Origin of the sequence: Mangrovibacter phragmitis (genome assembly GCF_001655675.1) — a bacterium.
Lineage (GTDB): Bacteria > Pseudomonadota > Gammaproteobacteria > Enterobacterales > Enterobacteriaceae > Mangrovibacter > Mangrovibacter phragmitis.
Window position 1 is genome coordinate 63,647 of sequence record NZ_LYRP01000048.1, and the last position, 13,748, is coordinate 77,394.

Here is a 13,748-nt window from a genome sequence, read left to right on the forward strand (position 1 = left end):
TTACTGGAAAGTCTGGTGTGTGCTCTGAGCCTGGCTGTAATCCTGTTCGCCTTCAGCCAGTTTGCCACCACACCACTGTGGGAATGGCTGGTTTACGACCATCTGGAAGCCACTTCACTGCTGGTTTTATTCAGTACATTCTTCCTGTTTTTGGCAATGAACACCCCCATCGCCGTTGGCCTGGCTCTTTCTGGTTTATTCACTCTGGCTCTGCAAATTGCCCCCGGAGACCTGCTGGCAGTGGTCGGCGAAAAGATGTTTTCCGGGCTGGACAGCTTTGGTTTTCTGGCCCTGCCCTTTTTTATTCTGGCCGGAAATATTATGAACCAGGGCGGTATTGCCCGCCGCCTGCTCGACCTCGCCCTGTTACTGGGTAAACGCATCCCTGGCAACCTGTGGCAGTCAAATATTATCGCCAATATGTTGTTTGGCTCATTGTCAGGTTCAGCCATTGCGGCTTCCACGGCAATTGGCGGTATTGTCGCCCCCATGGCGAAAGAAAAAGGCTATGACATGGCTTTTACTACTGCCGTCAATGCCAGCTCAGCGCCCACAGGTATGCTTATCCCGCCCACTGGCGTGTTTATCATGTACTCGCTGATAACCGGTGGCAGCGCGTCGATTGCGGCCCTGTTTCTGGCAGGTTACCTGCCCGGTATCATGATGGGGCTGGCAGTAATGATTGTTGCCGGGATTTGGGCAAGAAGGCATAACTACCCGGTCGATAAATCTCCCTGGCTGTGGCGGGAAATATCGCAGGTGCTCATACGGGCATTACCCAGCCTTTCCCTGGTTGTCGTGATTATTGGCGGTATCATTGGTGGCATATTCACCGCAACAGAAGGCGCGGGTGTGGCGGTTGCCTGGAGCCTGATGCTGGGGCTTATCTACCGCACTCTCAGCATGAAAAAACTGGTGAAAGTGCTGGCAGAATCCGCAATCACTTCCGCAGTGATTTTGTTTCTTATCGCCTGCTCAGGGTTAATGAGCTGGTCAATGACCTTTGCCAATATCCCCGACACTATTGGCGAGCTGTTAATCAGTGTCAGTGACAACAAATTCGTTATTTTACTGTTGATAACCGTAACTTTGTTAGTGGTTGGCGTATTCATGGATATGACCCCGGCCATGCTGATTTTTACCCCAATTCTGTTCCCGGTGGTTACAGAGCTGGGCATGAGCCCGGTACAGTTCGGTGTCGTGCTCACCTACAACCTGGCGATTGGCATTGTCACCCCGCCAGTTGGCACTGTGTTGTTTGTATCCTGCAGTATCACCGGTGAGAAAGTCACCCGGGTGATTCGCCCATTGCTGCCAATTTTCGCCATGCAACTGGTGGGTTTGCTGCTTATTACCTGGTTCCCGTTCTTTACCCTCTGGCTACCCGGGCTGTTTGGCCTGTAACTGAAAGGAGTCACGCCATGGCATATTACTTTCCCTTTAACAATAACCCACTAAAAACTCGCGCAGATGCTCAACAGATGGTGCGCGACCTGTTTACTCCGCTCATTCCTTACCTGTCCGGCCAGGGCGCTGCGCTGGATCTCAATGAAGGTGGCGCTATTTTCGATATGCAGGCCAGCGCGCTTGAAGGCGTGGCTCGCCCGCTATGGGGAATTATTCCACTGGTGCTGGGAGGTGGCGAGTTTCCCTGGTGGCCGTTGTTGCATAACGCAATTCGCGAAGGCGTTGACCCAACCCATCCCCATTACTGGGGGCCAACCGGTGATACCAATCAGCGCAGTGTGGAAATGGCTGCTTTTGGATTTTTGCTGGCAGTGTTGCCAGAAAAAGGCTGGCAGCCACTTTCCGCCACGACCCAAAATCAACTGGCTACCTGGCTGGCGGCTATCCAGCACCACGCTATGCCACAGAACAACTGGCTGTTTTTTACCTTACTGGTGCAGGCCGGGCTCACCCGGGTTGGCCGGGAAGATCTGGTAGACCAGGCATTACACCAGCGCTACCTGGAACAAATTGCTGGCTGGTATCGGGGGGAAGGTTGGTATGGTGACGGTGACGACCAGGCAATTGACCACTATGGCGGCTTCGCCCTGCATTTTTATGGGCTGATTTATGCCTGCCTGCTGGATAACCCCAATGAAGAATACGCTCAATTGTTTATCAGGCATGCCCGTGACTTTATTACACCTTTTTCTACCTGGTTTGCGGATAGCGGTGAAGCCCTGCCCATTGGGCGTTCAGGTTGTTACCGTTTCGCCAGTGCCGGCTTTTGGGGTGCCGCCGCCATGCTGCCTTTAGAGCAGGGCGAGATGGCCCTGGTAAAAGGCCTGTGGGCACGCCATATTCGCAGCTGGCAGCACAGCCCGATATTCAGCGAAAGGGGTTTGTTAACCCGGGGCTACCGCTACCCAAATTTGCTGATGGCAGAATGGTACAACTCACCAACCTCGCCCTGGTGGGCAATGAAAGCCTTTTTACCACTACTGTTGCCTGAAACACATCCATTCTGGTGCAGTGAAGAATCTGCGGCTTGCGCACCCGGCCCAATATTTGCCATGCCAGCGGCCAATAGCATTGCTCAGCGGGTAAACGGCCACAGCATTGTGCATTTTGCCGGTTTTATCGAGACCAAGTTTCAGTGGGATAAATACAATAAATTTGCTTACTCCACTGCATTTGGCCCGGAGATGGAAAGTACTGCATACGGCCATCTGCTCAATTTTGGTGATAACATTCTCGCATTCAGCCAGGATAATGGCATTCACTGGCACATGCGCCACGCCAATAAATCTGTACAGGTTGAGGGGGATACAATGCAAATCCTCTGGCTGGCTGGTGATATCGAAGTCGAAACGCTGATAACCGTGCTGAGTGATGGCGGCTGCCGTCGGCGTCACCGTTTTATGCTGCACAAACCTGCACGGGTAGTTGAAACCGGGTTTGCCGTGCACCAGTGGCATAAGGCACATTCTTGCCTGGCAAAAAACTCCGGTTCAGGTGCGCAGATTGTTCTGGAAGGTGAAAATGGGCAATCAAGAATAACCAGCCTTGATTCTCATGCTAAACAAGCTCACGCTGCTGCGCGGGCACACACTAATTTGTTGTCACCGCGCTCCGTTGTGCCTTTCTTGTTAACCCACTTGCCCGCTGGCGAACAGGTGCTGGAAAGCATGTTTGCAGTGGTACCTGAAACACGGTAATAATCATTGCGCCATCTGTTATTTTGACTTATGGCGCATTACTTCCCGCCACAATCACAAATCAAAGATGCCTATTCCTTATCAAAATTAATTATTAATAAAAATAAAAATTAGCCCTGCTTAATAAAAAAATAAACCATCTGAATATCTGCTATTTGAACAACTCCAGGCTAATACTTTTCTATACAAATAGAGAGTAAAAATATTCGCCACTGCAACTGCGGAGAAAGTCATGTTTGGATTATCGAAGCCACAGAGCTTAACAAAAAGCGCCGTTCCTGGTCTGAAAAATAATCTACAATCTTTTGATTTAAATGCAATTAAATCCTTCGTCGCCTGGATAGAATTTCTACCCGATGGTACCATTTTATATGCCAATGACCTTTTCCTGGCGGTTTCGGGCTACTCGCTCAGTGAACTTCAGGGCCACCACCACCGCATGCTCTGCCGGCCAGATTATACACATACCCCAGAATATAACGCTTTCTGGCAACGACTGGCGGCAGGTAACCCTGTGGATGGAATATTTGAACGTTATAAAAAAAACCACCAGCCTTTTTTCCTGCGAGCCACTTATTTTCCGGTAAAAAACCAGCAAGGCACAGTCATTAAGGTAATTAAACTGGCTTCGGATATTACCGGCCAACACCTGGAACTGGAAGATAAAGAAGCCATTATATCTGCCTTACACCGTTCGCTGGCGGTGATTACATTCTCACCTGACGGCCATATTATTTGGGCGAATGATAATTTTCTTAAAATCATGGGCTACCAGGCAGAGGAGCTTCAGGGGAAACATCACCGCTTATTTTGTTATGACAGTTTTTATAAGGAAAATCCTCACTTTTGGGATAATTTGCAAAATGGCCAGTCTTTTGTAGGCAGGTTTGAACGTAAAACAGCGGATGGCGGGCGTGTATGGCTGGAGGCCAGTTATAATCCCATCATCAACAGCCACGGCGAAGTATATAAAGTGATTAAATTCGCCTCAGATATTACCGACCGGGTGGAAAATGCCAAACGTATTGCTGACATTGCTGTCACAACATCTGAGCAAACATCACAAATTACCCATAATGCCAACCAGGTACTGAATGAAACCGTTGAAAACTCTGAGCATATTGCCGGGCAAGTGGACGCCGCCTCACATATTGGTAGCCAGCTCACTGAGTCAGCTCAGGACATCAACACCATTGTCGGCACTATTGATGCCATCGCCTCGCAGACCAATATCCTGGCATTGAATGCAGCCATTGAAGCTGCTCGTGCCGGGGAATCCGGGCGCGGGTTTTCTGTGGTTGCTGAAGAGGTTCGTCGCCTGGCGGCCTCCACTTCCGAAGCAACCCACAAAATTACCCAGGTGGTAGAAAAGAATAATGCACTGATTGCGGAGATGTATCGCCAACTGGATGAAATAAATCAGTTCCTGAAAACAGAGCACGACAAAATAAGTGATCTGTCCCGCAGCCTTAATGAAATCAACCGGGGTGTAAATGGATTCGTGGAGGTCATTCATAAATTAAATGTCTGACCGGGACGATACTGTAACACAGCAGGTATCACAACAAACGCAGAGTAACCTCTGTTTGATGTATCGCGCCTTCAATCGCGCTAACTCGGGACGACAGTATGCAGGCACGGCACATAAGTAAATTATTGCATCTGCGATTCGCCACCGTTATCACTTTTTTAGCGGGTCTGTTGGTGACTGGCTGCGTGACTTTCACTGTGTATCGTCTTAATCAGGAACATATCCGCCAGGCAATGATCAACAGCGCTCAACCCGAGTTTAGCGCAGTCATTGCCTCCATGAGCCGTTACCAATACGGTTTATTTGAAGCGCGCATGGCGGTGCTCAGTGGAGGCAGGAAAGATGTTGAAAACTCGGGGTTTTATGTTTTTACAAAAACACTGGATCTGGGAAAAAACTTCCCCGGAGCGCGTGGGTTTGGCTTTGTACGCCGGGTTCCCCATGCAGCACTCTCTGATTTTGTCGCAGAAGAACGGCGGGAAAACTGGCCTGATTTTTCCGTGAAGTATATTGCGCCCTGGCAAGGTGAGCACTTTGTTATTGAGTATTTAGAACCGCAAAATATCAGCACCAATGCCAAAGCAATTGGGCTGGATATTGCGTCAGAAACACAACGCAGGGAAGCAGCAATTAAAGCCATGAGAACAGGTAACGCCACCATTACTCAGCCTCTGGCGTTGCAATTTTCCAATGATACAAAACATAACGCCTTTCTTATTTTACTCCCTATCTACCAGCACGCGACAATTCCGAAAACTGAAAATGAGCGAGTTATTCAGTGTTTCGGCTGGGCATTCGCTCCCTTAAACATTACCGACATTATGCAGTCGCAGCGCTTTCACGACCCCAACCTGATTCTTACATTAAGTGATGTGACTGACCCGGGAAACCCTGAAACCTTCTACCGCAGCAGCACTGAGACCGGTTTATATTCCTGGCATCAGGAGAATGCTATTCTGGGGCGCACATGGCGATTTAGCCTTTCAGCAACCCCAGCCTGGCTCAATGGGCTGAATCTTTTTTCCATACCTGGAACCAGTGTTGTTGGCATCCTTTTTTCAGCGATTCTGGCGCTACTAATCAACATTGCGGTTTCACGCGCCAATGACCGCAGGCGGTTATCTGTTGAGCAAAGCAAGCTGACCATGATAGTGGAAAGCTCTGCCGATGCGATTATTGGCAAAGATATCACAGGTAAAATAATCAGTTGGAATACCGGGGCGGAGCACATGTTTGGCTATACCCGGAAAGAAGCGCGGGGGCATTACCTTGCAGACTTAATCGTGCCCATACGCCTGCAGGATGAAGAAGTAATAACCCTGAAACGGGTTGTCAATAAAGAAACTATTAATCATCTGGAAACAGTTCGGCGGCGTAAAGACGGTAGTGAACTTCAGGTATCCGCTACGGTGTCTCCTATTCTGGATGCTGGCGGCACCGTTATTGGTGCTTCGACCACAGTGCGCGATATCTCGCAACAAAAAGAGAATGAAACACGCATTCGTGAACTGAATCAAAACCTGGAACAACAGGTACGTGAGCGCACAGCTGAACTGGCCGGGCTGAATACCCTGCTCAGTACAGTTATGTCTGCCACCTATGAATTTACTATTATCGCAACTGATTTAAACGGCACCATCCAACTGTTTAACAAAGGCGCTGAACGTATGCTGGGTTACAGCGAAGCAGATGTTGTTGGTAAAGTTACGCCGGAAATTATTCATGTACCGGAAGAAGTTGAACACTACAGTCAACAACTCAGCGCAGAGGCCAGCATACCCGTCCGCGGATTTGATGTTTTTGTCTGGCACGCCCGCCAGGGGCGCTCAGAGCAACGCGAATGGACCTATGTGCGTAAAGATGGCAGCCACTTTCCCGTAAGGCAAGTTGTCACCATGATGCGCGATGCGGATGGGAACCCCACAGGTTACCTGGGTATTTCAATGGATATTACCCAGCAGCGCCAGGCGCAACAGGCACTTGAAGCCGCAAGGGATCAACTTCTGAGCACAACCCAAACGTTACTGACTGCCTCAAAAACCGCAGGGCTTGGGATCTGGCGCTGGAATCTGGCGGATAACTCGCTGGAATGGAACGACCTGATGTACAGTTTTTACGACCTGCCACCTTCACTGGAAGGTAATGGGTTATCACTTCACCACTGGGAATCCCGTATTCACCCGGATGACCGGGCTCTGGCTATCCGGCAATTACATGATGCCGTTAATTTGAACCGGGAATACACCCCTTCATTTCGCGTGGTTCAACAAGATGGTGAAGTGCGCTACCTGCAGGCAGGCGCATACATTGAACGTGACACAAACGGTAAGGCGACCCGGGTGACAGGGATAAACCTTGATGTGACAGAAGAACATATGTTACGTGGCAAGCTGATTGAAGCCAAAGAACAGGCCGATGCTGCGAATGCCGCTAAATCGTTGTTCCTTGCAAATATGAGCCATGAAATACGCACCCCCATGAATGCTGTGCTGGGTATGCTGCAACTGTTACTTAAAACCCAACTGGCGCCACGCCAGCATGATTTTGCAGAGAAGGCACATATTGCTGCAAAGTCCCTGTTGGGTTTACTGAACGATATTCTCGACTATTCAAAAATTGATGCCGGCAAGCTGGAACTGGATAACCAGCCCTTTAACCTCAACAAAATGATGGAGCACCTGGCTATCGTGATGTCAGGTAACCTCAATAACAAGTCCATTGAGTTACTTTTCGACCTCGATAATCAATTACCCCCAGACCTGACTGGCGATGAAATGCGTCTGCAACAAGTGCTGATCAATCTGGTCAGTAATGCCATCAAATTTACTGAGCAAGGTGAAGTGGTGGTGAAAACCCGTCTGCTGTCACTGACCCGCCACAACGTCACACTGCAGTTCAACGTGTCAGATACGGGTATTGGGATTAGTGAGAACCATCTGGGACGTATTTTTGATGTATTTACTCAGGCGGAAGCGTCCACATCCCGCCGCTATGGTGGTACCGGATTGGGTCTGGTAATCAGCCGCCGGCTGGTCGAACAGATGGGGGGCGAACTGTCCGTACAGAGCACCGAGGGCAAAGGCAGTGACTTTTCATTCAGCCTGACACTGCCGCGCGCAGATAAGACAAAATGGCATCCACTTACTTTCCCATCGCCAGCTCCCAGAGTGCTGGTTGTCGATGATAACCCGGTCGCCAGGGCACTTCTGGAACACCAGTTAACGACGATGAAGGTTTCGACAATCAGTACCAACAATCCGGATGATGCAATACAACTTATTGCCAGAGCAGCTCAGGAAGGACATCCCTTCGATACCGTGTTACTGGACTGGATTATGCCGGAAATGGATGGGCTGGCTTTAGCGGAACATATTCGCTACCAAATGAACCTGCCCAAAGTTCCTGCACTCATTCTGGTCAGTGCGGCTAACCATGCCGATTTGCCCGATACCCATAACTTCCCGATGCTGGATAACGTGCTGACCAAACCACTAACGCCAGAACAGCTGTTCAATGCGATGAATGTTGGCAGAGCGCATGCAGACACCACCCTACAGCCCCAGCAACACCGTCTTACTGGCGTAAATATTCTGGTTGTGGAAGATAACCCGTTTAACCAAATGGTTATCAGTGAATTTTTAACCAGTGAAGGTGCGCACACGCATATCGCCAGTGGTGGGGAAGACGGTGTTCGTGCAGTGCTGTCCGGCAGAAAAAGGTTTGATGTGGTGCTGATGGATGTCCAAATGCCCGACATTGATGGCCTGGAAGCCACCCGGCGTATTCGAGCCAACCCGCGTTTTGCAAACTTACCGATTATCGCAATGACCGCCAATGTCAGTGCATCCGACCGGCAAAACTGTCTTGATGCCGGGATGAATGACCATATTGGCAAACCTCTGGATTTTAATAACGTCATCGCCACGCTTTCCCGGGTATTAGGGCGCAATAACACGTTGCCCTCACCTTTATCCGACAACCTTCCTGGCTTTTTGCAACGTACAGGTGGAAATACCGGCATGTATCAAACATTACTCAATGCCTTTATGCCATCGTTTATTTCATTACAGAACGAGCTACGCCGTGCATGTCAGGCGGAAAACTGGCCTGCTGCAATGGTGGTAATACATACCCTGAAAGGGACCAGCGGTTCCGCCGGTCTGGATAAGCTGTGGGCCTGGCTTGCCGGGCAGGAAGCCGCGCTGAAAACCGCTGACGATACCGGGAAAGCCAGCCTGTTTGCTTCTCTGCCTGATGAAATTGAAAAACGTGCACAAAGTGAATATGCCACACTAATGGAGCAAATTACTGCGCTTATTGCACAAGAAGAAACCAGCCACAGCGGTACAGAACCTGTTCCACCTGTTGCGGGGATTATTCAGTCGTTACACCGCCACCTTGATAACAGCAATATGGAAGCTCTGGAATTGGCGAAGTTATTGCGCCATGCGCTGGCAGGGCAATCTATTTTAAGTACTGAGCTTAACCAACTGATACAGGCCACAGATGCACTGGATTTTGAACAGGCGAAGTACCTCTTAATAAAGATACAGGAGCAGGCCCATGTGGAATAAGGTTCTGGACGAATATGCCATTCGTTGCTATAAACCTCGCATTCTGATAGTCGATGATCAACCCGTCAATATTCATACTCTGAGTGCCGTATTCCACGGTGAACTGGATATTATTGTCGCTACCAGTGGTGAGAAAGCACTGCATCTGGCACTGAAACAGAAGCCTGATCTGATCCTGCTGGATATCGTGATGCCGGATATTGATGGCTATGAAGTTTGCCGGAAGCTGAAGAATGATCCCATCACAGAATGGATCCCGATTATTTTTGTCACCGCCGAAACTGAGGCCAATGTGGAAGCATACGGTTTTGAAATTGGCGCGGTCGATTTTATTGCCAAACCAATTAACCCGGCGATTGTTCGCGCCCGGGTTATGACACAACTTATGCTCAAGTTGTACATGGATAATATGCGTGAAGTCGCCTGGCTCGATGGGTTAACTGGTCTGTATAATCGCCGGCGGTTTGATGAAATGTTAAAACAACACTGGCTGTTATGCCGCCGCGAGCAGCGACCTCTCGCAATTATCATGCTGGATGTGGATTTTTTTAAACGCTTTAACGATAACTATGGGCATCAGAAAGGCGACGATTGCCTGCGGGCTATTGCCGTCGCACTGAAAGGTACACTGCGCCGCCCGATGGATATGGTATTCCGTTATGGTGGCGAAGAGTTTACTTGCCTGCTGCCTTTGACAGATCTCGCGGGAGCACAAGAACGCGCCAGCGCCATACTGAACGCAATAAAAGCACTCCAAATTCCTCATGCCACATCACGAGTCAGTCCGTTCGTTACCATCAGTATTGGTATTGCCTGCACCATCCCGGAACAAGAGAAAGGCGAAGAAGACTTGCTTAATCACTCAGACCAGGCGCTGTACCAAAGCAAAAGTGATGGGCGCAACCGCATCACAACCTGGCCTGGTGATAAACCGGATACCGTTTCAGAGGTCTGAATTTTATGCTGCTTTACTATTGCGCCGCGCCGTCATCAGATAGCGGTTGAAAAGTGCCGTCAGTGGGTTAGCGCAACCGAAGCAGGCCCCTGCCCGGGTTGAATAACGGTAGCGTCCGGCAATTTTCCGTGCCTGAATCTCTCCCGACCGCATCCCTTTTTTTATCTCGTAATAAATAACTTTTCCGGATGTGCCCAGTGCGCGGTTAATCGTCTGGGCATCAGAAGCAGGATGTTCCCGTAAAAACGCGTACAGTTGCTCATAACGTGTCATCACACTCTCCTCATCATTCATCACGTATCCCCCGTTATCATTACCAGGTTTTTCCGATGTTAAACTGGAACTGCTCTGATTTATCGCCACTGTATTTTTTCACCGGCTCGGCATAAGAAAACACCAGAGGCCCGAGCGGAGACATCCATTGCAACGCCACCCCGGCAGAAACACGGATATCACCCGGGTCGCTGTAATCCGGGATCCCGGCACTTTCGGTTTGTGCGGTATTTTTCCAGGTGGTACTCCATACCGAACCCGCATCAACAAATAGCGAGGTACGCAGGGAATCCGCGTAACGGTCATTCACAAATGGCGTCGGTACAATCAATTCCGTGTTCAGTACTGCCATGGCATTGCCGCCCACGGCATCTGATGAAGAATCAAGCGGGCACGCACTGTAGCTACTTTCGGTACCATTACACTGGTAATAAGCCGCCTTTGGCCCAATCGTGTTGGAAGAAAACCCGCGTACAGAAGACGAACCACCCGCATAGAAATTGTCATAGAACGGCACAACATGCCCATTCAGGCCCGCCGCGTAACCCGCCCGCAGCCGCTCCATCCACACCCAGGTTTTACTGGCGGATAACGGGACATACTGAGTGGTATCAAAAGACAGTTTGTAATAACTGTTATCAGAACCCGGTACTGTCACTTTACCGGTCAGGCTGGTTTTATTACCCGACTGCGGGAAATAGCCCCGGTTCAGGTCATTGTATTGCCAGCCCAGGCTGGCAAAGTAATCATTGCCGCTATAACTTGCTCCACTGTCGCCGTCTTTTGTCACCACCTTCGGGTTAATATTTTGCGAACTGAGGTAATTCCAGATGGTCAGTTCCGGATCCATGTTGGTTAAACGGTTATGAACATAATCCAGCCCCAGGTTCAGGCGGTTATTCTCACTGATGGGAAAGCCCAGGTTGCCACCTAAACCGTAACTTTGCAGGTTATAACTGGCTTCATCAGAATCAGAGGCATCATAGCTGTTATAAAAAATCTTCCCGCCAAGGCTCACCCCATCCGGGGTAAAATAAGGGTCAGTAGCAGACAGTTCGACATAAGACTGGTAACTGTTGCGTGTGCCACTAAAACTCACTGTGTTACCTGTTCCCAACCAGTTATCCTGGGTGACACCCAGTTGGTAACTCACACCGCTGTCTGTGCCATAGCCCAGTCCCACATTAAAAGATCCTGTATTACGTTCTTTCACGGTGTAGATAACGTCAACCTGATCGGCCGTGCCGGGAACCGGGCGAGTTTCAGTATCGACTTTCTCGAAGAAACCCGTCCGGTCAAGCCGCGCTTTTCCCTGTTCCACACTTTCGCTGTTCAGCCACCCACCTTCCATTTGCCGCATTTCCCAACGCAGCACCGAATCACGGGTGATGTCATTTCCTTTGAAAATGATACGGCGCACAGTAAATCGCCGCCCGGCATCCACTTGCATATGCAGAACAACCCGGTGAGTGGTGTCGTCAATCTCAGGCTGGGTTCGGACAACCGGGGAAGCATAGCCATATTTTCCCAGCAGTTTTTTAATGGCTTCTTCTGCCTGGGTAATCTTCGCGCCACTGTATAAAGAACCTTTGGGAAAGGTGGCCAGCTTCTCTATCTCGTTGCTGTGCCCGGCCAGATTGCCTGTCACCAGGGTGCTGTCAATCTGGTAACGGGCACCTTCACGCAGGTTAATGGTGATATAGAGTGATTTTTTATCCGGGGTCATACTGACCTGGGTGCTGTCTATGGCAAAGCGTGCGTAACCGCGGTCGAGGTAATAGCTACGCAATGTTTCTAAATCGCCTGCCAATTTTTCTTTCTGGTATTTCTGATCTGCCAGCACGTTCCACCAGGGAACATCGTCCCGCAGTTGGAAATTATCCAGTAACGTTTGCGTACTAAAAGCGTGGTTACCAATCAGGTTTATCTGGATTATTTTTGCTGACACCCCTTCCTGAAACACAAATTTCAAATCAACCCGGTTACGGGGCAACGGCGTAACCACCGCTTTTACTGTTGCGCTGTATTTACCCACACTGTAGTAAAACGACTGCAATGCCTGCTCCATTTCAGAGAGCGTATTGCGGTCAAGCGCACTGCCAACGGTAATGCCCGATGCATCCAAATTTTGTTTCAACAGATCATCTTTAACCGACTTGTTCCCGGCAAAACTGATGCTGGCAATGGTCGGTTTCTCTTTCACCTGCACCAACAAGGTAGAGCCATCGCGGGAGATGGCTACATCTTCAAAATAACCGGTAGCATAGAGCGCGCGAATCGCATTACTAATGTCCTGATTGCTGACATCATCTCCCTGATGAACTGGCATACTCAGTAATGCAGCTCCGGGCGTTACTCGCTGTAATCCTGTGAACTGAATATTGTTCACGATGGTGCCTTCTGTCGCCCAGACAGTCACTGTCGGCAGCAATAAACTCACAAGCAAGTAATGCCTAATTTGCATAATCTCTTCACTATCCAGCAATGGGTTTTCTGTACACAGCAAATCCACCTGCCAGCTAAGTTATTTTTGGTAGCAAGTGAGGAAGTGCTGACAGTTTCATGAAGCCGAAAAGTAGCGAGGAAAAATGGTGAAACAATGAAGAAAAAATGAATGAAATAATAGTTCTCACATAATCTAAAATAAAAAAATATTTTATCAAACATCAGTGAACTTTCATCATACAGATTTGTCTTAACGCCCCCTGTGAAATGAATAGTCATTAATCATCTTACTTATCATGATGCCAGAATAATTTTTATCACCTGTGCTAATTTACCAGCCGAGTTTTAAAATGAAATGATATCGCTGGCAGGTATTGAACTGTTGTACAAAAGGCGACAGGGTTTAAAAGAATACACTTAGATTAAATATATAACACCACAAAGCATATTCATATTTTCTCCGTTTTCTCATCACTATTCCTCATTATGATTCATTTCACCAGAGTAAATTAACTTGCTTTTTCCTGGTTAACGCCAGCCTCCCAGGTTTGGCTTTAAACCATTGAACAGCACAGGGAGGTAAGTTATTTATTCTGGCATTTTCATTCCTAACCAATAAGTTGACTTTGCCCACCGCCTGGTGGGCTTTTTTTTGCCTGAGATGAAGCGCAGTTGCGGATTCACGATTTATGACTCAAAATCAAATCAATAGCACTTTTTGATGCTTTTTCACTCAAGAAACAACTCGCAGTGCCGAAAACGTTAATGGGAGCGTAACGCGTTTCCAGAACCCCGGTCTCAATGGC

Annotated in this window: 7 protein-coding genes and 1 pseudogene; 6 read left to right on the forward strand and 2 right to left on the reverse strand. The window is 48.9% G+C overall.

Features of this window, described 5'->3' with window-relative positions; all coding sequences use genetic code 11:
- The first annotated feature begins 102 nt into the window (after window positions 1–102).
- From A9B99_RS24315 to A9B99_RS20615, 6 genes and pseudogenes are all read left to right on the forward strand, one after another.
- A complete protein-coding gene (locus tag A9B99_RS24315; RefSeq protein ID WP_064601016.1) occupies window positions 103–1,404 on the forward strand; it encodes a TRAP transporter large permease in 1,302 nt (433 codons plus the stop codon).
- Between the two features lie 17 nt (window positions 1,405–1,421).
- On the forward strand, window positions 1,422–3,164 hold the full coding sequence (locus A9B99_RS20600) for a DUF2264 domain-containing protein (RefSeq protein ID WP_064600842.1): 1,743 nt from the start codon (window positions 1,422–1,424) through the stop codon (window positions 3,162–3,164).
- 232 nt (window positions 3,165–3,396) lie between these two features.
- The gene (locus A9B99_RS20605; RefSeq protein WP_064600845.1) at window positions 3,397–4,695 is read left to right on the forward strand and encodes a methyl-accepting chemotaxis protein; all 1,299 of its coding nucleotides are present in this window, start codon (window positions 3,397–3,399) and stop codon (window positions 4,693–4,695) included.
- A 314-nt stretch (window positions 4,696–5,009) separates the two neighbouring features.
- A pseudogene (locus tag A9B99_RS24545) lies at window positions 5,010–5,588 on the forward strand (CHASE domain-containing protein); the annotation flags it as partial.
- Window positions 5,568–9,269: a PAS domain S-box protein gene (locus tag A9B99_RS20610; protein ID WP_414855560.1), complete on the forward strand. Its 3,702-nt coding sequence runs from the start codon at window positions 5,568–5,570 to the stop codon at window positions 9,267–9,269. The pseudogene A9B99_RS24545 and the gene A9B99_RS20610, both read left to right, overlap by 21 nt.
- Window positions 9,259–10,224, forward strand: coding sequence for a diguanylate cyclase domain-containing protein (locus A9B99_RS20615; protein ID WP_064600849.1), 966 nt, complete (start codon window positions 9,259–9,261; stop codon window positions 10,222–10,224). Before A9B99_RS20610 ends, A9B99_RS20615 begins: the two co-directional genes overlap by 11 nt.
- A gap of 3 nt (window positions 10,225–10,227) precedes the next feature.
- On the opposite strand, the gene A9B99_RS20620 is transcribed toward A9B99_RS20615, so the two are convergent.
- A complete protein-coding gene (locus A9B99_RS20620; RefSeq protein ID WP_064600850.1) occupies window positions 10,228–10,497 on the reverse strand; it encodes a hypothetical protein in 270 nt (89 codons plus the stop codon).
- Between the two features lie 40 nt (window positions 10,498–10,537).
- Window positions 10,538–12,961 carry an outer membrane protein assembly factor BamA gene (gene bamA / locus A9B99_RS20625; protein WP_064601018.1) on the reverse strand — a complete coding sequence of 808 codons (2,424 nt, stop codon included), beginning with the start codon at window positions 12,959–12,961 and terminating at the stop codon, window positions 10,538–10,540.
- Window positions 12,962–13,748 lie beyond the last annotated feature (787 nt).